Here is a 20,390-nt window from a genome sequence, read left to right as displayed (position 1 = left end):
CGTCGACGGTCACTCCAGCACGGGCGGGCCGCCGTCCGACCACACGGCATCGGCGCCCCGACCGGGGATCTCGTCCGGGATCGGCACGATCGCCAGTGGCACACCGGCGGTGAGCAGAAGATACGCGGTGCGCATCATGCCCTCGCCGTCGTTGACCTCGAGCCAGTGGGTGCCTGTGGCCAGGCCGGACTGCACCTCCTGGCGCAGATCCTCGAAGAGACGACCGCCGACGCTGTAGTGCTCGCCGCCGTAGTAGATGTCGATGCGCTTCATACTGGCTCCTCGCCCGTTCGGTCAGGCATCCCACCACGCGGAGCAGCGTCGCGCGAAGCACCTTGACAAACGCATCAGAACCGTTGTCAACGGCTGATCGGCGCCGTCAGGGTATCTCGTGCTCGGGCACGAGCTCACCGGCCTGGGCGGGCTCGGGAACCAGGTACAGGCCGGTCTGGGAGTTGGCCGTGTAGGCGAGCGCATCGATCCACGCGGGATTGAGCTGCGGCTTGCGGCTTCCGTAGAACTTGTACACGAGCGCACAGCCGGGGTGGACCCAGACTGTCGTGCGGCCGTCGCCGATGCTGGCGTCATCGCGCCACGTGAAGTGGAACGGCTCGCCGCGCCGCAGCTTGTTGCCGATCACCAGCTGCAGGTGAGCCAGCGTGCGATCGTCGAAGTCGACCTTCACCGACCCTTCATAGATCAACTTGCCCATAGCGGGCCTCCGTCAGAGACCTCCGGCGAAAGGAGCGGTGGGGGCCGCTTGGAGAAGATCGCCGATCGGCTCCACGAACCATGGTCCTCCGCCGGGGTGCTTTCGGCTACCCGGTTGACTCTCGCTGAGAAGGCTCTCATCTTCCGGATGCGAAGGGTCGCGGCATCCGTCATTCGCTGGACACCGCCGACTCCTGGTGAGGGGCGCCCACGGGCTTCGACTCGCTCGACCCGCGCTGGCGAAGGAAGATCGACAGCGCGATCATGCAGCCGACCGCCAGGAACTCGGACTGCCAGTTCTGCAGCGTCCGGTTCCAGAAGTCCGGAGTGCCGAGGTACTCGACCCATGACATCGGGGGCAGCCCGTGCTCGGCGTTCTCGGAGTTCGCCACGACCGTGCCGGCCAGCGACTGCGCCAGCCACGACAGCACGAAGACCGTTCCCATCACGATCAGCAGCGAGTTCGAGAAAAGCGTGCGACGGATGCCGCGAACCCGCGCCCACTCCGGCGAATCGGGCCGTGCGTGCTCGCCGACGAGCTGCTCCTCGTCGGTGCCCAGGCCCTCGTCGCCGGGCTTCTTCGACTCGGGGGAGCCGCGCTGGATGAACCAGATCGTCGCGGCGATGAACAGGAAGAACTGGAGGAACTCGGACTGCCAGTTCTCGGCCACGTCGACGACGAACTCGGACGATGTCACGAAGGCGCCGAACCCCTCGGTCGGCAGGCCGTGCTGCTGCAGTCGCTCGTTGTTCTCGAACCAGCCGGCGACCGACTGCCCGGCGAGGGCCAGCACGAAGAGGACGCCGAAAGCGATGCTCAGCCCGTTGTCGCGGATCACACGCATGGCTCACCTCCCCATCAGGGGGATGACGATCATGTAGGCGAGGCCCACCGCGAGCACCCCGATCCATGACCAGAAGACGGCCGCCTGGTCGCGTGTCACTTCATCGTCATCAGCCATGACGCCTCCTTCTCGCGTGCCGATGCCTGTCATCGTGCGCGGGATATGCGCGGGAGGGAATCGGGTTGACACCGCACACCCGGGCTCATATGCGCGAGAGGGGCGGCTGTGGAGAACGGTCGCCGCGGCGTGCCGCGATGTGGGACTATTCCGCCGATGGACACCGACACCGCCGACGAACTCGACCAGCTCCGGGCACGCGCCTACGGACCGGCCGCCGACATCCACACGGACGCGGCGGCGCAGCTGCGGCTGCGCGAACTGGAAGATCTGGCCCGGGGTCGTGATGACGAACCGGATACGCGGGCGAACGGCGACAGCGGCGGTCACCTGGCAGACGCAGCGTCGATGCTCGTCGCCGCACCGCCTGTCGCCGCACCGCCCGTCGCCGCACCGCCCGTCGCCGAGATCGCCGAGCCGGAGCGCGGAAAGGCGTCACCCGCCGCTGCCTCGACCGCGAGTGATGCGGTGCCCGCTTCGCGTGGTCGTCTGTCTCGCACGGTCCGACTGCTGTGGCCGGCATCGATCCTCGCGACCGCCGCTGTCGCCGCCGCCGTGACGTACGGACTTGTCGCGATGACTCCCGTGTCGGTGTCGAGCGGGGCTCCACAGATCGCGACCCTCACGCCTCAGTCGTCGGGGGTGAAGGTGCCCGCCGGCTGGTTCGGCGCAGGGCCGAGCTCCCGCACGTGGGAGTTCTACGGGCTCACGCTGTTCGAGACGTCGGCCGGAATGTTCGGGGGGACCGGCAACGACTGCCTGATGGTCGTCACAACGGCGGACCTCCCCGAGGAGGGCGAGAGCACAGACAACTGGTCCGTGTCGGGCATCTCGAACGGCGCCTGCGGCGCCGGCGCCTTTCCCGCCACCCTCGAGATCGCCGTCGACAGCAGCGCCCCCGAAGAGCTGCGCGCCGCGTTCCCCGACAGCACGCTCCAATTCGTCAAGCGCGGCGACGACATCGGCGTCTTCCAGGACAAGCACTGACGGGAGCGCCGCACCGCGTGTGACGCCATCACGAGAAAGGGGCCGCGAGGACTGAATGTCCCGCGACCCCTACTCCCGACTGGTGCCCCCGACAGGAATCGAACCTGCGACCTTTGGTACCGGAAACCAACGCTCTATCCCCTGAGCTACGGAGGCGTGCCGATCGAGGTTACCATCCCGCGGCGGGCGTCCCCGCCAGGTCAGGGGGCGTCGGCGGCGACGGCGGGCTGCTGCTCCAGCCGCTCGAGGTCGTCGGCGAGGCGCTGTGCGAGATAGGCATGGCCGGGCGTCGTGGGGTGGTTCCGGCCGACGGGACCCGTGTCGATCACGTCGAGGTAGTTCGCGTCGGTGATCCAGTCCTCGGCGATGGGGGAGACGTACCACCAGCCGCGTGCGGCGGCGAGCTGGGCCAGATCGGCGTCGATCGCCCGTGTCGCCTTCTCGACCGGCAGCACCTGCGGCGCCGGCCCGAGGATCACGATCTCGGCGTCGGGGTAGAGGGCCTGCAGCGCGTCCCACGCCGACGTGACGGCATCCCGATATCCGGTCGGATACAGGCGACGGTCGTTGATCGAACCCTCGACGATGACGACGTCGGGATCGAGCCCCGGGTCGAGGGCCGCGATGCGCTCGCCGTACGCGGGGCCGTCCATGCCGGGCTTGAGGTAGCCGCTGCCGCGCACGCCGTCCACGACGGTCTCGACGCCCAGCTCGTCGGCCAGGCGGTACGCGAAGCCCTCGGTCGGCACGGTCGCCGCCGACCCGTACACCCACGAGTCGCCGAACACGAGCACGCGGGCGTCGTCGTCGATCACGAGAGGAGCGAGAGGGACGGATGCCGCCACCCCCGCATCCTCGTCGGCAGCGGTCGCCGGAACGGCGGGTTCGGCCGTGCCCCACGGGCGGATGACGGCCACGGCGCACACGGCGGCGACGGCCAGCGCGGCACCCGCCAGGGGAAGCCACAACCGCCGTCCGCGGAAGCGACCGGGTGCGTGCATGCACAGAGGGTACGTCACGATCGGGCGAACGTTCGCATCGGGTGGTGACCGGCAGAAAACACCTGGTCGACAGACGTCGTCGACGGCGGTGCCGATGGGGTCCCGACGGGCGCCTGTCAACCCCGTCCGAACGCGCCATCGCGGCGTGCGAGGATACTTCGGTGCAACGCGTCGTGACCGCTCAGATGGACCTCGAACTGGGGGCTTCCGTCGACCTCATCCTGCAGCTGGCGACGGCCCAGGGAGTGCCCCTGTCGCAGGAATCGCTGACGTTCACGCAAGGCGATCGCGTGTACACACCGACCGAGATCGTCGATCAGCAGGGGAGCCGCCTGCACCGCCTCACGGGCGAGCCCGGACGCCTCGAGATCCGCTACGAGGCGACGGTCGACGGGCGGGCGGCGACCGGGCGCACGAGCGACCTCGAGGCCATCACGTACCTGCGTCCGAGCCGGTACGCGCAGTCCGACGAGGTTTTCCAGCAGGCACGGCGTCAGTTCAAGGGTCTGTCGGGGCACGACCTCATCGCCGCGGTGTCGGAGTTCGTCGCGACCAGCACCACCTACACGCCTGGGCTCAGCCACGGCACCGACAGCGCGGTGACCACCCTGATGACGGGGCAGGGCGTGTGCCGCGACTACGCGCACGTCGTCATCGCGCTCCTGCGCGCAATGGACATGCCCGCGCGCTACGCCGCGTGCTACGCGCCGGGTCTGCGCCCGATGGACTTCCACGCGGTGGCCGAGGCGTACCTCGACGGCGCCTGGTACGTCATCGACGCCACGCGCCTGGCCAACCGCAGCGGTCTCGTGCGCATCGCGACGGGGAGGGATGCCGCCGACTGCGCGTTCCTCAGCTATTACGGCGGCTACGTAGGGCTCAAGCGCCTGCGCGTGGACGCGTGGGTCGTGCCGGACTCGGTCGGGGACGGCCTGGAGACGCTCCCCGGGCTGACGGAGGACGCTCTGCCGCAGGCATCCGATCCGTCGCTCGACGACTTCGGCGCCCTCGTCCAGATCGCCTGATCGCGCGGTACGCCGACCGGGGCGCAGGTGCCGGTCGTCGAGCGGAGCGACGAAGGCGGTCGTTGAGCGGAGCGACGAAGGCGGTCGTTGAGCGGAGCGACGAAGGAGCGAAGACGAAACGCAGAAGACGAAACGCAGAAGACGGATCGCAGGATGCCGCGAACTAGACTTGGCGGTCTATGAATCCTGAAGCCCTCTCCGCCGCTCTGCTCGCCGTCGTCGCCCCGCTCGCCGAGGCGCGACGACCCGGTGCGGCCGACGGGCTGACCGCCGCCGACCTCGTGCTCGAGCGGCCGAAGAACCGCGACCACGGCGATTGGGCCTCCAACGCCGCGCTCAAGCTGGCCAAGACGGTCGGGGCCAACCCTCGCGAGTTCGCCGCCGAGATCGCGGACGGTCTCGCGCAGGTCGACGGAGTCGCGGGCGTCGAGGTCGCCGGTCCCGGCTTCATCAACATCCGGCTGGATGCCGCCGCCGCGGGTGCGCTGGCGCGGACCATCGTCGACGCCGGAGCCGCGTTCGGCACGAACGACTCGCAGCGCGGCAACACCATCAACCTCGAGTTCGTGAGCGCGAACCCCACCGGACCGATGCACATCGGTCACACCCGCTGGGCGGCGCTCGGCGACTCGATGGCGCGCCTGCTGCTGGCCAGCGGCGCGACGCTCGTGCGGGAGTTCTACGTCAACGACGCCGGCGCGCAGATGGAGCGTTTCGGCCGGTCGGTGCTGGCCGCGGCCAAGGGCGAGCCGACGCCGGAGGACGGCTACCCGGGCTCGTACATCGACGACCTGGCCCAGCGCGTGCTGGCCGCGCAGCCCGATCTGCTGTCGCTGCCGGCCGACGAGCAGCTGCTCGTCGCGCGCGATCGGGCGTACGAGCTCCAGCTCGGCGATCTGCAGGTGTCGCTGGAGAAGTTCAACGTGCACTTCGACGTCTTCTTCAGCGAACGCGTGCTGCACGCCAAGGGGCCGAACGGCGAACCCAGCCTCGTCGACGAGGCCGTCGACCGACTGCGTGAGCAGGGCCACGTGTTCGACGACGAGGGTGCCGTGTGGGTGCGCACCACCGACTTCGGCGACGACAAAGACCGCGTGATCCGGCGCTCCAACGGCGAGTACACCTACTTCGCCGCGGATGCCGCGTACTACCTCAACAAGGGCGACCGCGGTTTCGCCCACAAGATCTACCTGCTGGGCGCCGACCACCACGGCTACGTGCACCGCCTCAAGGCGCTCGCCGGCGCCGCCGGGGACGACCCGGACAAGGACATCGAGGTGCTCATCGGGCAGCTCGTGTCGGTCAACGGCGCGCGACTGTCCAAGCGCGCCGGCAACATCATCGAGCTCGACGACCTGCGCGAGTGGCTCGGCACGGACGCGCTGCGCTACTCGCTGGCGCGGTACCCCGCCGATTCGCCGCTGACGCTCGACCCCGAGATCCTGCGCAGGCGGACGAACGACAACCCGGTGTTCTACGTGCAGTACGCGCACGCCCGCACCCACAACGTGGCGCGCAACGCGGCGGCGTCGGGTGTCGACCGCTCCGAGTTCGCCCCCGAGCTGCTGACGCACGAGACGGAGTCGGCGCTGCTCGGCGCGCTGCAGGAGTTCCCGCGCATCGTGGCCTTCGCCGCCGAGGTGCGTGAGCCGCACCGCGTCGCCCGCTACCTCGAAGAGCTCGCGGGCCTCTACCACCGCTGGTACGACAACTGCCGCGTGATCCCGCTCGGCGATGAGCCCGTCGAGGCTGTGCACCGCACGCGCCTGTGGCTGAACGACGCCACCGGCCAGGTGCTGCGCAACGGCCTCGACCTGCTCGGCGTCTCGGCGCCGGAACGGATGTAGACACATGAGCACGGCCGACTCGCAGCCGACCCTGCCCCTGCCGGACGGCATGGTTCCCGCCGACGGCCCGGGCGAGCCCCGGCGTCACCGCGTGTGGCCGTGGATCGTCGGCTTCGCCATCGTGGCCGTGCTCGCGGTCGGCGCCTGGTTCGCCGCGGAGGCCATCGCGCGGCAGATCGTGACGGGCATCGTCCAGGATCAGGTGCGCACGCAGCTGTCACTGCCGGCGGATCAGCAGATCGACGTCGACGTGGCGGGCGCCGTGCTGCCGCAGCTCATCGGCGGCACCATCGACGACCTCACGGTCTCATCCGACGACGTGCCGCTGGGCGACACCGGGGTCACCGGCGACGTCACCGTGAACGCGCGCGGCATCCCGGTGCGCGGCGAACCCGAGCTGAGCGGCGCGACGGCGACGGTGTCGCTCGACGAGCAGCAGCTGCAGACACTGCTGTCGTCGATCGACGGCTTTCCGGCCGACACCGTCGGTCTCGCCCAGCCGAACGTCACGATGACCCTGAGCCTCACGCTGTTCGGCGTGCAGATCCCCGTCGGCGTCGCGCTCACACCGTCGGCGGTCGACGGCGACATCGTCCTGACCCCGGCGTCGTTCACGCTCGGAGAGTCGCAGGTGACGGCCGACGCGCTGCGCGCGCAGTTCGGCGGACTGGCCGACGCCGTGCTGCGCGACTGGGACGTGTGCATCGCCGACCGGCTGCCCGCCGGTGCGACCCTCACGGGCGTGGCGGTCGACGGCAAGCGACTCGTCGCGGATTTCGACGTCGACGGCCGCATCGCGACCGATCCCGCCCTGCGCCAGAACGGCACGTGCGCCTGAGTCGTGCCGCCGTGCGTCACACGACGCGGGGGCCGCGAGCGACGTGCCCTAGACTTCTAGCACTGCCAGGCGCCGGTCTCACTGCACACTCGTGACGCCCCGGCCGCGGCACACGCAGGTTCTCCCGCGCCGACCGAAGCGTCGGACCTGCACGCGTCGAAGCTCCCACCGATTGGTCCACAGTGTCCGCCGACCCGCACACCCGCTCCGTCGCACCCGCGTGGCTGCAGCGCCCCGCCGAGGCCAACGGGCTGGCGCCTGCCGTCTGGCCCGAGACCGCCGGACGAGGTGCCGACGGGGTGCTCGAACTGGGCGGCATCCCCACGACGGCGCTGCGCGAGCGCTTCGGCACCCCGCTCTACGTGGTCGACGAGGACGAGGTGCGCCGCACCGCCCGCCGCACGCTCGAGGCCTTCCGCGCGGCGGCGGCGCTGCATGGCGCGCAGGCCCGCGTGTACTACGCGGGCAAGGCGTTCCTCACCACCGAGGTGGTGCGCTGGGTCACAGAAGAGGGCCTCGCGGTGGACGTGTGCACGGGCGGCGAGCTGGCGGTCGCTCTCGCGGCGGGCGCCGACCCGTCGCGCCTCGGGTTCCACGGCAACAACAAGTCCGTCGCCGAGCTGGAGCGGGCCGTCGAGGTCGGCATCGGCTCGATCGTCATCGACAGCCTCATCGAGATCGAGCGGCTCGCCGCCATCGTCGCGCGACGCGGCGTGACGCAGGCCGTACTGCTGCGCGTGAACAGCGGCGTGCACGCCGAGACCCACGACTTCCTCGCGACGGCGCACGAGGACCAGAAGTTCGGCTTCACGCTGCAGGATGCCCCGGCCGCCGTCGCCCGCATCCGCGAGCTGGCGGGACTCGAGTTCGTCGGCCTGCACTGCCACATCGGCTCGCAGATCTTCGGCACCGCGGGATTCGAAGAGTCCGCGGCGCGCATCGTCGAGCTGCATGCCGAGCTGCGCGAGGGCGGCGAGCTGCCGGTCCTCAACCTCGGCGGCGGCTTTGGGATCGCGTACACCTCCGTCGACGACCCGACGCCGATCGAGGCGCTGGCGGTCGGCATCGCCGACGCCGTGGCACGGCAGTGCGAGGTGCGCGGCATCCCGGTCCCGAATCTCGCGTTCGAACCCGGGCGTGCCATCGTCGGCCGCGCCGGGGTCACGCTGTACGAAGTCGGCACGATCAAGCCGGTCGCACTCGAGAGCGGCGACACGCGCCTCTACGTGAGCGTCGACGGCGGCATGAGCGACAACGCGCGCCCGGCGCTGTACGGCGCCGACTTCTCGGCGCGCATCGCCTCCCGCACGAGCGACGCCGAGCCGGCGCTCGCGCGCGTCGTGGGCAAGCACTGCGAGTCGGGCGACATCGTGGTGGATGCCGAGTACCTGCCGGGCGACATCGCTCCGGGCGACCTGCTCGCGGTGCCGGCGACGGGCGCCTACTGCTTCTCGCTGTCGAGCAACTACAACTACGTCCCGCGCCCGCCCGTCGTGGCGCTGCGCGGGGGAGAGGCGCGCATCATCGTGCGCGGCGAGACGATCGACGATCTGCTCGCCCGCGATGCGGGCCTCGCCGCCGGGACCGTGCTCGCGGGCGCATCCGGCGATTCACCTTCGGAAGGGACCGTATGACCGACTACCGCCGCCTCCGTGTCGCGCTGCTGGGAGCCGGAGCCGTCGGCTCGCAGGTCGCAGCGCTGCTGCGCCAGCACGCCGACGAGCTCGCGGACCGCGCGGGCGCACGGCTGGAGCTCGCCGGCATCGCGGTGCGCGACGTCGACGCCAAGCGTGACGTCGACCTGCCGCGCGAGCTGTTCACGACCGACGCCGAGTCGCTCATCGTGGGCTCCGACATCGTGATCGAGCTCATGGGCGGCATCGAGCCCGCGCGCGCCTACCTGCTGCACGCGATCAACTCGGGCGCCGACATCGTGACGGCCAACAAGGCCCTGCTGGCGACGCACGGCCCCGAGATCTTCGACGCGGCCGACCAGGTGGGCGCCGAGGTCTACTACGAGGCAGCCGCGGCCGGTGCGATCCCGATCATCCGCCCGCTGCGCGACTCGCTCGCGGGCGACCGCGTGCAGCGCATCATGGGCATCGTCAACGGCACGACGAACTACATCCTCGACCGCATGGACACCGAGGGCGCGGAGTTCTCCGACGTGCTGGCCGACGCGCAGCGCCTGGGCTACGCCGAGGCCGACCCGACCGCCGATGTCGAGGGGTACGACGCCGCGCAGAAGGCGGCGATCCTCGCGAGCCTGGCGTTCCACACCACGGTGCCGCTGGAGGCGGTGCACCGCGAGGGCATCACCTCGATCGACAAGTCGATGATGGATGCCGCACGCCACGCCGGGTACGTCATCAAGCTGCTCGCCGTGTGCGAGCGTCTGGTCGAGGCATCCGGCGAATCCATCTCGGTGCGCGTCTACCCGGCCCTCGTGGACCGCAAGCACCCGCTTGCAAGCGTCCACGGCGCCAACAACGCGGTCTTCGTGCAGGCCGAGGCCGCCGGCAACCTGATGTTCTACGGCGCTGGTGCCGGCGGCGTGCAGACGGCGTCGGCTGTGCTGGGCGATGTCGTCTCGGCCGCACGCCGCCACATCGCCGGCGGCGTGGGCGTGGGCGAGTCGACGCTCGCGAACCTGCCGATCGTGCCGATCGGGCGCGTCACGACGCGCTACCAGATCACGCTCGAGGTCGACGACCAGCCCGGCGTGCTCGCGACGGTCGCGAGCACGCTGAGCGACGGCCGTGTCTCGATCGCGACGGTCGAGCAGACGGTCGTCTCGGCAGGCAACGGCGAGCCGGGCGTGGCCCGCCTCGTCATCGGCACGCACAAGGCGGTCGAACAGGATCTCAGCGACACCGTCGAGCGGCTCGCCGCCAGCGGGGTCGTGGAACGCGTCGTCTCGGTGCTCCGGGTCGAAGGCGATTGAACTCATCAGTGAGGGTGTGAAAGGGAGCGACATGGCTCATGTTTGGCGCGGAGTCCTCCGCGAATACGCAGACCGGCTGGGTGTCACCGACGCCTCGACCGTCGTCACGCTGGGCGAGGGCGGCACACCGCTGCTCCCGGCGCCGGCGCTGTCGCGCCGTACCGGCACCGACGTGTGGGTGAAGTTCGAGGGCATGAACCCGACCGGGTCGTTCAAGGACCGCGGCATGACCGTCGCCGTCTCGCGCGCGATCGACCACGGCGCGAAGGCTGTCATCTGCGCGTCGACGGGCAACACGTCCGCCTCGGCCGCCGCCTACGCGGCGCACGCCGGCATCACCGCCGCCGTGCTCGTGCCCGAGGGCAAGATCGCGATGGGCAAGCTCAGCCAGGCCGTCGCCCACAACGGCCGCCTGATCCAGATCCGCGGCAACTTCGACGACTGCCTCGAGATCGCGCGCGAGCTCGCCGACAACTACCCCGTGCACCTCGTCAACTCGGTCAACCCCGACCGCATCGACGGGCAGAAGACGGCGGCCTACGAGATCGTCGAGCAGCTCGGCGACGCGCCGGACTTCCACTTCATCCCGGTCGGCAACGCCGGCAACTACACGGCCTACACGCGCGGCTACACCGAAGAGGCGCAGGCCGGGGTCTCGACCCGCGTGCCGCGCATGTTCGGCTTCCAGGCCGCAGGCTCCGCGCCGCTCGTGCGCGGCGAGGTCGTGAAGGACCCCGACACCGTCGCAAGCGCCATCCGCATCGGCAACCCGGCGTCGTGGGACCTCGCGATCGACGCCCGTGCGGCGACCGACGGCTACTTCGGCGCCATCGACGACGACCGCATCCTCGCGGCGCAGAAGCTCCTGTCGAGCGAGGTCGGCATCTTCGTCGAGCCGGCGTCGGCGATCTCGGTCGCGGGCCTCCTCGACCGCGTCGAGGCCGGCGTCGTGCCGCAGGGCGCGCGCGTCGTGCTCACCGTCACCGGTCACGGCCTCAAGGACCCGCACTGGGCGCTGCGCAACGCCGACGGCTCGCAGGTCGAGCCGACGGTGGTCGACGCGACCACGTCCGAGGTGGCATCCGTCCTCGAGCTCGTCCCCGCGGCGGCCTCCGCGTGAACGCACCCGTCGTCCCCGCACCGGGGCGCCGCGTCCTGGTGCGGGTTCCCGCGACGAGTGCCAACCTCGGGCCGGGCTTCGACACCCTCGGCCTCGCGCTGAGCGTGTACGACGAGCTCGACGTGACGGCCCTGCCCGAGGGGGAGCTCGAGATCGAGGTCGAGGGCGCCGGTGCGGCCGACGTCCCGCGCGACGCCTCGCACCTCGTGGTGCGCTCGATCGCGTACGCGTACGAATCCGTGGGACGACGGATGCCGGGCCTCAGACTCATCGCGCGCAACGTCATCCCGCACGGGCGCGGCCTGGGGTCTTCGGGCGCAGCGGTGGTGTCGGGTCTGCTGGCCGCGAAGGGCCTGCTCGAGGGCGACGTTGAGTTCGGCTCGGATGCGCTGCTGCGGCTCGCGACCGAGCTGGAGGGCCACCCCGACAACGTGGCGCCGGCGCTGTTCGGCGGCCTGACGATCGCCTGGGTCGACGAGGACGGGCCGCAGCACAAGAAGCTCCTGGTGCACCGCGGAGTCTCTCCGCTCGTCTTCGTGCCCGAGTTCACGATGTCGACCGCGCTCGCCCGCAGCCTGCAGCCCACGCAGGTGCCGCGCGAGGACGCCGTGTTCAACGTGTCGCGGTCTGCGCTGCTGATCGCGGCGCTCACGCAGAGCCCCGAGCTGCTCCAGGCGGCGACCGAGGACAAGCTGCACCAGAACTACCGGGCGAGCGCCATGCCCGAGACCGACAGGCTGGTGCGCGCGCTGCGGGCCGAGGGGTTCGCCGCGGTGGTCTCCGGGGCCGGGCCGAGCGTGCTCGTGCTCGCCGACGGACCGGGGCGTCGCCTCGAAGCTGCCGCGCTCGCGACGGCCGCCGTCGACACCCCGTGGGAGGCGCTCATGCTCGCCGTCGACTTCAAGGGTGGTACAGTGAGGGAGTACGCGGAGGGTTCCACGTAAACCCGTGAATCTGGCCTCCGTCGCAATTCTGCGAAACCACCGCACGGCATTCTGACCTGCCGACGTCCGCTGAGACCCCTCGCGGTCCCTCACCCCGTCGGCGGGGCCTGAGTCCTGCCGAATGGCCGGACAGCTGCACCAGCAGCGCCGCGCGATCGTGCACAACCGTTCGTAATCACAAGGGAGAACTCGTGGAGTCCATCTCCGAGATCCACACCGACGCTTCGGCCGACGAGCGCGCCGAGGCGCCCGAGGGCGCCGAGGGCGTCGACAGCACGGGCGACCTCGTCGCCCAGGCCGAGGCCGCAGACGTCGTCGCCGAGGCGGCCGTCGTCGAGGCGGAAGCCGCCGAGGTCGTCGCCGAAGAGGCGGTGGCCGAGGCCGTCGCCGAGCCCACGCCTGAGGCCGAGGAGGCCGCAGAGGAAGCGGTCGCCGAGGCCGTCGTGGCCGAGGCCGTCGCCGAAGAGGCGGTCGTCGAGGCCGTCGCCGCCGAGGTCGTGGCCGAGGCCGCCGCGGCTCCGGTCGAGGCCGCGCCGCCGGCGAAGGCGCCGCGCAAGCGCGCGCCGCGCCGGGCGAAGAGCGCCGCCGCCGACGCCGCGCCGGCCGAGGAGGCACCCGCCGCTGCGGTCGAGGCCGCGCCCGCCGAGACGCCCGCCACCGAGGGGGCCCCCGCCGCCGAGGCCGCGCCCGCCGAGGAGAGCGCCCCGGCTGCCGAAGACGTCACCGCACCCGCTGAGGCCGAGGCCGAGGCATCCACCGACACCGCAGCCGCGGCGCCCGCCGAGGGCGACGCGACCACCGACGGTGAGACCGCCGAGGCGCCCGCCGAGGGCGAGGGCGAGACCCCGTCGCGCAGCCGGAGCCGCAGCCGTAGCCGCAGCCGCAACCGCGGTCAGAACGCGCAGAACGGCCAGAACGGCCAGGCGCAGAACGCACCTGCCGAGGCACCCGCGGCCGAGCCGGCCAAGGCCGACAAGACCGACGCCGCCGACGAGCAGCAGGGCCAGGGCAACGGCCGCGGCCGTCAGCGCAACAAGCGCCGCGGCGCCCAGCCCGTCGGCGACGAGTTCGAGACCGAGATCGGCGAGGACGACGTCCTCATCCCGATCGCGGGCATCCTCGACGTGCTCGACAACTACGCGTTCGTGCGCACGTCGGGCTACCTGCCCGGTCCGAGCGACGTCTACGTCTCGCTCGGCCAGGTCAAGAAGTACAACCTGCGCAAGGGCGACGCCGTCGTCGGCGCGATCAAGCAGCCGCGCGAGGGCGAGCAGTCCAGCCGCCAGAAGTACAACGCGCTGGTCAAGGTCGACGCGATCAACGGCCTGTCGGTCGACGACGCGGCGACCCGCGTCGAGTTCGGCAAGCTCACGCCGCTCTACCCGCAGGAGCGCCTGCGCCTGGAGACCGCGCCCGAGAAGCTGACACAGCGCATCATCGACCTCGTGGCCCCGATCGGCAAGGGCCAGCGCGGCCTCATCGTCGCGCCCCCGAAGGCGGGCAAGACGATCGTGCTGCAGCAGATCGCCAACGCCATCGCGATCAACAACCCCGAGGTGCACCTCATGGTCGTGCTCGTCGACGAGCGCCCCGAAGAGGTCACCGACATGCAGCGCACGGTGAAGGGCGAGGTCATCGCCTCGACCTTCGATCGTCCCGCCGAGGACCACACGACGGTCGCCGAGCTCGCCATCGAGCGTGCCAAGCGCCTCGTCGAGCTGGGCCGCGACGTCGTCGTGCTGCTCGACTCGATCACGCGCCTCGGCCGTGCGTACAACATCTCGGCGCCGACCTCGGGCCGCGTGCTCACCGGCGGCGTCGACGCGTCGGCGCTGTACCCGCCCAAGCGCTTCTTCGGCGCCGCGCGCAACATCGAGAACGGCGGATCGCTCACGATCCTCGCGACCGCGCTCGTCGAGACCGGCTCCAAGATGGACGACGTGATCTTCGAGGAGTTCAAGGGCACCGGCAACAGCGAGCTGCGCCTGAACCGCCAGCTCGCCGACAAGCGCATCTTCCCGGCCGTCGACGTCAACGCGTCGAGCACGCGTCGCGAAGAGATGCTGCTGTCGCCCGACGAGGTCAAGATCACCTGGAAGCTCCGGCGCGCGCTGGCGGGACTCGACCCGCAGCAGGCCCTCGAGGTCGTGCTCGGCAAGCTGAAGGAGACGCAGTCCAACGTCGAGTTCCTGGTGCAGATGCAGACCATGCAGATGAAGTCGATCCCCGGTGCCGGCAACGGCCACGGCGGTGGCCACAGCCACGCGCACGACAACAGCATCCGCTGACGCTCGATGTTCGAGTCAGTCAAGGGGCTGATCGACGAGCACCGCGCGGTCCAGGAGGAGCTCTCGGACCCCGCGGTGCACGCCGACGCGGCGCGTGCGAAGCGCGTCAACCGGCGGTACGCCGAACTGTCGCGCATCGTGAAGGCCCATGAGGACTGGGTGGCGGCATCCGACGATCTGGATGCCGCCCGCGAACTCGCGCGCGAGGACGACGCCTTCGCCGACGAGATCCCGGCCCTCGAGGCCGGACTCGCGGAGGCGCAGGAGAGGCTGCGGCGCCTGCTGATCCCGCGCGACCCCGACGACGCGCGCGACGTGATCATGGAGATCAAGCAGGGCGAGGGCGGCGCCGAGTCGGCGCTGTTCGCCGCCGACCTGCTGCGCATGTACCTGCAGTACGCGGCGTCCAAGGGCTGGAAGACCGAGCTGCTCGAGCGCAACGAGTCCGACCTCGGCGGGTACAAGGACGTCCAGGTCGCGATCAAGGGGTCGTCCTCCGACCCCGCGCAGGGCGTGTGGGCGCACCTGAAATACGAGGGCGGCGTGCATCGCGTGCAGCGCGTGCCGGCGACCGAGTCGCAGGGGCGCATCCACACGTCGACCACCGGGGTGCTGGTGTTCCCCGAGGTCGACGAGCCCGAAGAGATCCACATCGACCCGAACGACCTGAAGATCGACGTCTTCCGCTCGTCGGGTCCCGGCGGCCAGTCCGTGAACACGACGGACTCGGCGGTGCGCATCACGCACGTTCCGACCGGCATCGTCGTGTCGATGCAGAACGAGAAGTCGCAGCTGCAGAACCGTGAGGCCGGCATGCGCGTGCTGCGCGCGCGTCTGCTCGCGAAGCAGCAGGAGGAGCTGGATGCCGCGGCCTCCGACGCCCGCCGGTCGCAGATCCGCGGCATGGACCGCTCCGAGCGCATCCGCACGTACAACTTCCCCGAGAACCGCATCGCCGACCATCGCACGGGCTACAAGGCGTACAACCTCGACCAGGTGATGGACGGGGCGCTCGACCCGATCATCGAGTCGGCGATCCAGGCCGACGAAGAGGCCCGGCTGGCCGCCCTCGGCTCCGACGACTGACCCCGCGTCCCTCGCGGTCGCACGCGTTGCGCGGGTCCGGCGCCCCCGTGCCCATCCCGTGACTTGGCGTATATGTACGCGACACGCCCGCGTGTCGCGTACATATACGCCAAGTCACCGTCGCCGAGGCGGGACGCCCATGGTGTCAGGGGTCCGCATCGCTCGCCGGGGGCGGGGGATGCCGTACCAGGCCTGTGGATGGATCGTCGGGCGTCTCCCGTGGTTGTGCGAACCTCGGGTGCATGGGCGACTACTTCGATCCTGAGCCCGCCTTCACCACCGGCGGTGCACGGCGTGCAGGGTTCACGCGCCGCGACATCGATGCCGACTTCTTGGATCGGCCCTTCCACGGCCTGCGATCCGCTGGTGCCCATGTCGGCGCTGACGACGCCGCGCGCGCTGAGCAGCAACGCATCGCCATCAGGCGCAAGGCGCTGCAGTTCCACACCTACATGGCGTCTCACGAGTTCTTCTCGCACACGACGGCCGCGGTGCTGTGGGGAATTCCGCTGCCGCTGCTTCCCGACGACGAGATCCATGTGGCGGTGCTCCCACCGCATCGGGGACCTCGGGGCAAGGGCGTGCGCGGGCACCAGCTTGCGACGCGAGGTGTGACGATCACGACCCGGGAGGAGCAGGGTCTCCGCGTGACCTCTGCCGCGGTGACATGGGCCCTGCTGGGTGCCGTGCTGCCGCATCCCTACGATCTCGTCGCTGCGGCGGATTCGGTCGTCCGCGTCGACCGCGTGCCTGGGCCGAAGGGCCGGATCGTCGCACCGGCGCTCGGGACGGTGGCCGAGATGCGCTCGGCACTCCTGCCGAAGCGTCGTGGCGTCGTCGCTCAACGAGAGGCCTTGACCCGCGCCCGAGGCGGAGTCGCTTCGAGACCGGAGACATGGACGCGCTTGACGATCGTGGACGCCGGCTTGCCGGAGCCCGAGACCGACGTCGATGTGTACGACGACTCGGGTGAGTTCATCGGCTGCGTCGACCTCGCTTACCGCCTGCTGAAGATCGCCTTCGAATACGAGGGCGACCACCACCGTACTGAGAAGGACCAGTGGTACCGCGACCTCGAGAAGCACGAGGCGCTCGCCCGGTCCGGCTGGAGAGTGATCAGGGTCACGGCACGAATGGTCTTCGTCGAGCCTCATATCCTCATCGGCCTCGCCCGGCAAGCACTGCACGAGCGAGCCTGACCCACCCCTGTCACCCTTTCAGCGGGAACGTGGCTCCCCGTGACTTGGCGTATATGTACGACACGCCAGGCGTGTCGTGTGCATATACGCCAAGTCAACCCGGGGGTGTGGATGCCCCGGCGCTAGGCTTCGAGCGTGCTCACGCTCCTCATCCGCGCGCTGATCTTCCTCGTGTCGGCCGCGCTCGGGCTCATCGCGGCCGACCTGCTCTTGCCCGGCTTCTACCTGCACTGGAACGACTGGTGGGGCATTCTGCTGGCGGTGGTGATCTTCGCGCTGCTGCAGAGCATCCTCGCTCCGTGGCTGCTGAAGATCACGCGGCGCCACGCGAACGCGCTGATCGGCGGCATCGGGCTCCTCTCGACGTTCGTGGCCCTGCTGATCGCGGTGCTGATCCCGGCCGCCGGCATCGGCATCGACGGTCCTGTCGCCTGGATCATCGGCACACTCATCGTGTGGCTCGTGACGGCGCTCGCCTCGTGGCTGCTCCCCCCGATCTTCATCAAGAACCAGGCGCAGCAGCGTCGGGACTGACGCCGCCGAGTAGGGATTCCGCCCGATCCGCCCGGGCGTCTCGGACGCCGGCCGGGGTGGGATGATGGACGCTATGCGGGTCGGCAGGGTTCCGCTGGTCGGGCGTCATGCCGACCTCGATGCGCTGCGTGAGGAGCTCGCCGCCGTCGGCGGCACCGGACGCACGGTCGTGGTATCGGGCGACGCCGGTATGGGCAAGACCCGCCTGCTGCGAGACTTCGCGGACGGGCTCGACGAATGGACCGTGCTGCACGGCGCCTGCGTCGACTCCGGCTCGGGTCCCGCTCCGCTGACCGCGATCACCGACCTGGTCCGCGGCCTCGTCGACGCCCTCGGCGCCGACGCGGTGCGGGCAGCGGCCGGACCGGGCGCCGACGCTCTCGGCGTGCTCGTGCCCTCGCTCGCGGACGCTCCCGGCGACACCGAGCGCCTGGCCGACGTCGTGGTCGAGTTGTTCTCCGAGCTGGCCCGCTCGCACCGGCTCGTCGTCATCGTCGAGGATCTGCACTGGGCCGACGGCACCACGTGCGAGATCGTGTCGAGGCTCGTCCGCCGCACCGCCGCGCTGCCGCTGTTCGTGCTGCTCAGCTACCGCTCCGACGACGTCGGGCGGCGGCATCCACTTCGCCCCGTTCTGGCCGAACTCGACCGGGCGCGGCTGTTCGTGCACCGCCCGCTCGCACGCCTCAGCCCCGCCGAGGTGGGCGCTCTCGCGAACGCCGTGTCGGGGCAGGCGCTGTCGGCCGGAATGCTGCACGACATCGCGGCGCGGAGCGAGGGCATCCCGTTCTATGTCGAAGAGCTTGCGAGCTTCTCGGGCGAGCGCCTGCCGATGTCGCTGCGCGACGTGCTGCTGCTGCGCTACGAGCGACTGGATGCCGAGGCCCGCCGTTTCGCGCGCGTCCTGGCCACCGGCGGCGTCGAGGTGGGTCACGGCGTCGTGAGCACGGTGTTCGGCGGCGACGAGGCGGCGCTCGAGACGGCGGTGCGCACCGCCGTGGATGCGCAGATCATCGTCGTCCGCGAGGATGCGTACGCGTTCCGGCACGCTCTCATGCAGGAGGCCGTGTACGACGAGCTGCTGCCCACCGAGCGCACCCGGCTGCACACGGCGTACGCGGTCGCGCTGGAATCGGCGCCGGCCACGCCGCGCGTGCTGGCCGACATCGCGCATCACTGGCGCGCCGCGCATGTGCCCGACAAGGCGCTGGCCGCAGCCGTCGTCGCGCAGCGCGCCGCGCACGGCGCGTCGGCGTGGACGACGGCCGCCGAGGCGGGGGAGCGCGCACTGGAGCTGTGGGACGCCGTGCCGGATCCCGAGGGCGTGAGCGGGATGCCGCGGGCCGAGGTGCTGCGGCGAACCGCGGCCGCGCTCGTGTCGGCCAACCGGCTCGAGCGTGCGGCGGAGTTCGCGCGCGAGGCGGTGGACACGTGGCCGACGGGAGACCCCGTGGGCCAGGCGGCGATGCTGGGCGAGTTGGCGACGACCGAATTCCAGTCCGGAGTGTCGGACGGCAGCGACAGCATCGCGCGCGCGCTCGAGCTGCTGGGGGACGACCCGCGCCACGACGTGCAGCGTGCGGGCCTGCTCGTCACCTCGGCGCGCGTGCAGATGATGAGCGGGGATCAGCGGCTCGGACGCGATGTCGCGCTCGTGGCCCGCGCGACCGCGGAGCCCGCGGCGGCCGCGGGCGATCCCGAGGCACGGGAGCTGATCGCCCACGCGATGCTCATCGCCGCGACGTGCGGCACGAGCGGCGGCGACCCCGGCGCGGTGGCCGACTTCGAGGCGGCGCGTCCGTACGCCGAGGGCTTCGTGCGCGCGATGATGCGCTACTTCATCAACTACTCGAACTCGCTGATGCTGGTCGGGCGCTACGACGACGCCGTGGCGGTCGCGCGCGAGGGCATGGCGTATGCGCGCGCCCATCGCTCCGACCGCGGCGTGCTCGCGATGGTCGAGGCGAACACGATCGAGGCGCTCATGTACGCGGGCGACCTTCGCGGGGCCGCCGAACTGGGCGCCGCGCTCCTGCCGATGATCGAGGCGAGCCTGTACTCCGCGTTCCTGCGTGAGCGATCGGTGTGTCTCGCCCTGTGGCGGGGGCGCGTCGACGAGGCCGAGGAGGCGCTGACCGCCGCGCGCGACGAGCTCGACGCCTTCGGTGCGTACGAGTTCCAGACGCGACTGGGCATGGCCTACGACCTGGGGCTGCTCGCGCTGGAGCGCGGCGACGCGCGCGGGGCCCTCGAGCACGCCGAGGCGGCTCTCCGCTCCCAGGGCTCGGCCGCGCTCGCCCTGCCGCTGACGTCGGTCGCCGCGCGAGCGGTCGCGCAGCTGCGCGAGCACGGCGAGGACGCCGACATCGAGCCGTTCCGCGCCGTCGTCGACGCCTGGGCCGACTGGCCCGTGGCACCGCTGTGGGCGAGGGTGTTCGCCGCTGAGCTGGGGGAGGGCTCGTGGGAGCCCGCCGTGGATGCCGTCGGACCGGCGTACGCGCGTGCCTATGCCCGCGTGCGGCACGGCGAGGAGCTGCTGGGCGCCGGCGACCGGGGCGCCGCCCGCGACGCGCTGACGGCGGCGATCGCGTATGCCGAGCAGATCGGCGCCGAAGGGCTGGTGCGGCGCGCGACGGAGGTGCTGACGGATGCCGGTCTGGCGGAGTCCGCCCCGAGATCCGACCTGACCGCCCGCGAGGAGCAGGTGCTCGAGCTGGTGGCCGAGGGCCTCAGCAACGCGCAGATCGCCGAACGGCTCTACATCAGCGCGAAGACCGTGTCGGTGCACGTCTCGGCGATCCTGCGCAAGCTCGGCGCGCCCTCCCGCGCGGCCGCCGCGGCCATCCATCGCCGCGGCGCCGCCTGACGCGACCGTCTCCAGCGAGAGCGGGTCAGCGGCCCGCC

17 protein-coding genes and 1 tRNA gene are annotated in these 20,390 nt (G+C 71.1%); 13 read left to right on the top strand and 5 right to left on the bottom strand.

Annotated elements, in window-relative coordinates:
* Window positions 1-9 precede the first annotated feature (9 nt).
* The 3 genes from JNB62_RS08720 to JNB62_RS08710 form a co-directional block, all read right to left on the bottom strand.
* The gene (locus JNB62_RS08720) at window positions 10-273 is read right to left on the bottom strand and encodes a hypothetical protein (RefSeq protein ID WP_220300477.1); all 264 of its coding nucleotides are present in this window, start codon (window positions 271-273) and stop codon (window positions 10-12) included.
* A 106-nt stretch (window positions 274-379) separates the two neighbouring features.
* Entirely contained in the window at window positions 380-712 is a 333-nt protein-coding gene (locus tag JNB62_RS08715) for a DUF7882 family protein (RefSeq protein ID WP_220300476.1), read from the bottom strand.
* Between the two features lie 169 nt (window positions 713-881).
* Window positions 882-1,556 carry a DUF6766 family protein gene (locus JNB62_RS08710; protein WP_220300475.1) on the bottom strand — a complete coding sequence of 225 codons (675 nt, stop codon included), beginning with the start codon at window positions 1,554-1,556 and terminating at the stop codon, window positions 882-884.
* Between the two features lie 273 nt (window positions 1,557-1,829).
* On the opposite strand from JNB62_RS08710, the gene JNB62_RS08705 reads away from it, so the two are divergent.
* Window positions 1,830-2,660 (top strand): hypothetical protein, encoded by an 831-nt coding sequence (locus JNB62_RS08705; protein ID WP_220300474.1) that lies wholly within the window; start codon window positions 1,830-1,832, stop codon window positions 2,658-2,660.
* A gap of 80 nt (window positions 2,661-2,740) precedes the next feature.
* Here the strand turns inward: JNB62_RS08705 and JNB62_RS08700 are convergent.
* Window positions 2,741-2,816: transfer RNA gene (locus JNB62_RS08700), tRNA-Arg, on the bottom strand.
* A gap of 44 nt (window positions 2,817-2,860) precedes the next feature.
* Window positions 2,861-3,661 carry an SGNH/GDSL hydrolase family protein gene (locus JNB62_RS08695; protein ID WP_222855862.1) on the bottom strand — a complete coding sequence of 267 codons (801 nt, stop codon included), beginning with the start codon at window positions 3,659-3,661 and terminating at the stop codon, window positions 2,861-2,863.
* A gap of 161 nt (window positions 3,662-3,822) precedes the next feature.
* Here JNB62_RS08695 and JNB62_RS08690 point away from each other — a divergent pair, with 161 nt between their 5' ends.
* The 12 genes from JNB62_RS08690 (at window position 3,823) to JNB62_RS08635 (ending at window position 20,352) form a co-directional block, all read left to right on the top strand.
* Window positions 3,823-4,686 carry a transglutaminase-like domain-containing protein gene (locus tag JNB62_RS08690; protein ID WP_220300472.1) on the top strand — a complete coding sequence of 288 codons (864 nt, stop codon included), beginning with the start codon at window positions 3,823-3,825 and terminating at the stop codon, window positions 4,684-4,686.
* A 179-nt stretch (window positions 4,687-4,865) separates the two neighbouring features.
* Window positions 4,866-6,533: an arginine--tRNA ligase gene (locus JNB62_RS08685; RefSeq protein WP_220300471.1), complete on the top strand. Its 1,668-nt coding sequence runs from the start codon at window positions 4,866-4,868 to the stop codon at window positions 6,531-6,533.
* Between the two features lie 4 nt (window positions 6,534-6,537).
* Window positions 6,538-7,371 (top strand): LmeA family phospholipid-binding protein, encoded by an 834-nt coding sequence (locus tag JNB62_RS08680; protein WP_220300470.1) that lies wholly within the window; start codon window positions 6,538-6,540, stop codon window positions 7,369-7,371.
* A 182-nt stretch (window positions 7,372-7,553) separates the two neighbouring features.
* The gene (gene lysA / locus JNB62_RS08675; RefSeq protein WP_220300469.1) at window positions 7,554-9,005 is read left to right on the top strand and encodes a diaminopimelate decarboxylase; all 1,452 of its coding nucleotides are present in this window, start codon (window positions 7,554-7,556) and stop codon (window positions 9,003-9,005) included.
* Complete coding sequence (locus JNB62_RS08670) at window positions 9,002-10,315, top strand: homoserine dehydrogenase (protein WP_220300468.1); 1,314 nt, start codon at window positions 9,002-9,004, stop codon at window positions 10,313-10,315. Before lysA ends, JNB62_RS08670 begins: the two co-directional genes overlap by 4 nt.
* 31 nt (window positions 10,316-10,346) lie before the next feature.
* Window positions 10,347-11,435 (top strand): threonine synthase, encoded by a 1,089-nt coding sequence (gene thrC, locus JNB62_RS08665; RefSeq protein ID WP_220300467.1) that lies wholly within the window; start codon window positions 10,347-10,349, stop codon window positions 11,433-11,435.
* On the top strand, window positions 11,432-12,379 hold the full coding sequence (gene thrB, locus JNB62_RS08660; RefSeq protein ID WP_220300466.1) for a homoserine kinase: 948 nt from the start codon (window positions 11,432-11,434) through the stop codon (window positions 12,377-12,379). The genes thrC and thrB overlap by 4 nt, the downstream gene beginning before the upstream one ends.
* 191 nt (window positions 12,380-12,570) lie before the next feature.
* The gene (rho, locus tag JNB62_RS08655) at window positions 12,571-14,667 is read left to right on the top strand and encodes a transcription termination factor Rho (RefSeq protein WP_220300465.1); all 2,097 of its coding nucleotides are present in this window, start codon (window positions 12,571-12,573) and stop codon (window positions 14,665-14,667) included.
* A 6-nt stretch (window positions 14,668-14,673) separates the two neighbouring features.
* Window positions 14,674-15,753: a peptide chain release factor 1 gene (gene prfA, locus JNB62_RS08650; RefSeq protein WP_220300464.1), complete on the top strand. Its 1,080-nt coding sequence runs from the start codon at window positions 14,674-14,676 to the stop codon at window positions 15,751-15,753.
* A gap of 242 nt (window positions 15,754-15,995) precedes the next feature.
* The gene (locus tag JNB62_RS08645; protein ID WP_220300463.1) at window positions 15,996-16,952 is read left to right on the top strand and encodes a hypothetical protein; all 957 of its coding nucleotides are present in this window, start codon (window positions 15,996-15,998) and stop codon (window positions 16,950-16,952) included.
* A gap of 135 nt (window positions 16,953-17,087) precedes the next feature.
* Window positions 17,088-17,486 carry a phage holin family protein gene (locus tag JNB62_RS08640; RefSeq protein ID WP_220300462.1) on the top strand — a complete coding sequence of 133 codons (399 nt, stop codon included), beginning with the start codon at window positions 17,088-17,090 and terminating at the stop codon, window positions 17,484-17,486.
* A 73-nt stretch (window positions 17,487-17,559) separates the two neighbouring features.
* Window positions 17,560-20,352, top strand: coding sequence for an ATP-binding protein (locus JNB62_RS08635; protein ID WP_220300461.1), 2,793 nt, complete (start codon window positions 17,560-17,562; stop codon window positions 20,350-20,352).
* Window positions 20,353-20,390 lie beyond the last annotated feature (38 nt).

Source organism: Microbacterium jejuense (assembly GCF_019511665.1).
In the GTDB taxonomy this organism is placed as follows: domain Bacteria; phylum Actinomycetota; class Actinomycetes; order Actinomycetales; family Microbacteriaceae; genus Microbacterium; species Microbacterium jejuense_A.
This window is presented reverse-complemented; position numbering and strand designations above follow the sequence as displayed.

Excerpts from the sequence above, each read along its gene's own strand:
- JNB62_RS08705 (WP_220300474.1), top strand. The coding sequence starts at position 1,830 with ATGGACACCGACACCGCCGACGAACTCGACCAGCTCCGGGCACGCGCC.
- JNB62_RS08680 (WP_220300470.1), top strand. The coding sequence starts at position 6,538 with ATGAGCACGGCCGACTCGCAGCCGACCCTGCCCCTGCCGGACGGCATG.
- JNB62_RS08710 (WP_220300475.1), bottom strand. The coding sequence starts at position 1,556 with ATGCGTGTGATCCGCGACAACGGGCTGAGCATCGCTTTCGGCGTCCTC.
- JNB62_RS08670 (WP_220300468.1), top strand. The coding sequence starts at position 9,002 with ATGACCGACTACCGCCGCCTCCGTGTCGCGCTGCTGGGAGCCGGAGCC.
- JNB62_RS08715 (WP_220300476.1), bottom strand. The coding sequence starts at position 712 with ATGGGCAAGTTGATCTATGAAGGGTCGGTGAAGGTCGACTTCGACGAT.
- JNB62_RS08685 (WP_220300471.1), top strand. The coding sequence starts at position 4,866 with ATGAATCCTGAAGCCCTCTCCGCCGCTCTGCTCGCCGTCGTCGCCCCG.
- JNB62_RS08720 (WP_220300477.1), bottom strand. The coding sequence starts at position 273 with ATGAAGCGCATCGACATCTACTACGGCGGCGAGCACTACAGCGTCGGC.
- JNB62_RS08695 (WP_222855862.1), bottom strand. The coding sequence starts at position 3,661 with ATGCACGCACCCGGTCGCTTCCGCGGACGGCGGTTGTGGCTTCCCCTG.
- JNB62_RS08645 (WP_220300463.1), top strand. The coding sequence starts at position 15,996 with ATGGGCGACTACTTCGATCCTGAGCCCGCCTTCACCACCGGCGGTGCA.
- prfA (WP_220300464.1), top strand. The coding sequence starts at position 14,674 with ATGTTCGAGTCAGTCAAGGGGCTGATCGACGAGCACCGCGCGGTCCAG.
- JNB62_RS08635 (WP_220300461.1), top strand. The coding sequence starts at position 17,560 with ATGCGGGTCGGCAGGGTTCCGCTGGTCGGGCGTCATGCCGACCTCGAT.
- thrC (WP_220300467.1), top strand. The coding sequence starts at position 10,347 with ATGGCTCATGTTTGGCGCGGAGTCCTCCGCGAATACGCAGACCGGCTG.